We start from the raw sequence: 1,098 nt of genomic DNA, 5'->3' as shown, positions 1-1,098 counted from the left end.
TGTAGTTCCCACAGAGGTTGTGAACGAGAAGTCGTAGACGAGTAGCGAGGACCTCCAGTACGGAGGGGGTTACCACACCAACCCACCTACTGGAGGTCCTCGTGACTCACGCTAATGCCCCGCTGACCCCGGAGGGACGTCGCCGCCTGGCGGTGGCGGTCGTGGACAAGCATTGGACGGTGCAACGAGCCGCCGAGCGGTTCCAGGTCTCGCCGGCGACGGTGTCGAAGTGGGCCAACCGTTACCGCCGTGGCGAGCCGATGACGGATCGGTCCTCGCGGCCACACCGCCAACCTGCTCGGTGCGCTCGGCGGCTCGAGCGTCGCATCGTGAAGCTGCGGCACTGCCGACGCTGGGGACCACACCGGATCAGCTACCACCTCGGGGTGCCTCGTTCGACGGTCGGGCGGGTGCTGGCGCGGTACCGGATGCCGCTGCTCGCCCACCTCGACCAAGCCACCGGCCTGCCGGTGCGCCGACCCAAGCCCGTGCGCTACGAGGCCACCGCCCCGGGCGATCTGGTGCACGTGGACATCAAGAAGCTCGGCAGGATCCCGGACGGCGGCGGGTGGCGCTTCTTCGGCCGCGGATCCCTGCAAGACAGGCGTGCCGGCGCAGCCACCGACCGTGCGGCACGCGCGGGTGCCTCGCCCTCACGCGGCTACGTCTACCTCCACCACGCCGTCGATGACTACTCCCGGCTCGCCTACTCCGAACAACTGCACGACGAACGCCGCGAGACCGCTGCCGGGTTCTGGACCCGCGCAGCAGCGTTCTTCGCCCAAGCCGGGATCACCGTCCAGGCCGTGATGACCGACAACGGCTCTTGCTACCGCTCCCGCGTCTTCGCAGCCGCACTCGGCGACGACATCAAGCACCGCCGCACCCGCCCTTACCGGCCCCAGACCAACGGCAAGGTCGAGCGCTTCAACCGCACCATCGCCAGTGAGTGGGCCTACGCCCAGATCTACCTCTCCGATGCTGCCCGCACCGCGACCTACGCCGACTGGCTCCACTTCTACAATCACCACCGACCCCACACCGGCATCGGAGGCCTCGTCCCCGCTGACCGAGTTCACAACCTCACGGGGAAGTACA

1 protein-coding gene is annotated in these 1,098 nt (G+C 68.3%); it reads left to right on the top strand.

The window, feature by feature from the left end:
• Window positions 1–101: 101 nt before the first annotated feature.
• Window positions 102–1,098, top strand: a 997-nt coding sequence (locus NYO98_RS21845) for an IS481 family transposase (protein WP_268114027.1), incomplete at its 3' end; no start/stop codon positions are given.

It is taken from the genome of Nocardioides pini (genome assembly GCF_026712185.1).
Classification (GTDB): Bacteria; Actinomycetota; Actinomycetes; order Propionibacteriales; family Nocardioidaceae; genus Nocardioides; species Nocardioides pini.
This window is presented reverse-complemented; position numbering and strand designations above follow the sequence as displayed.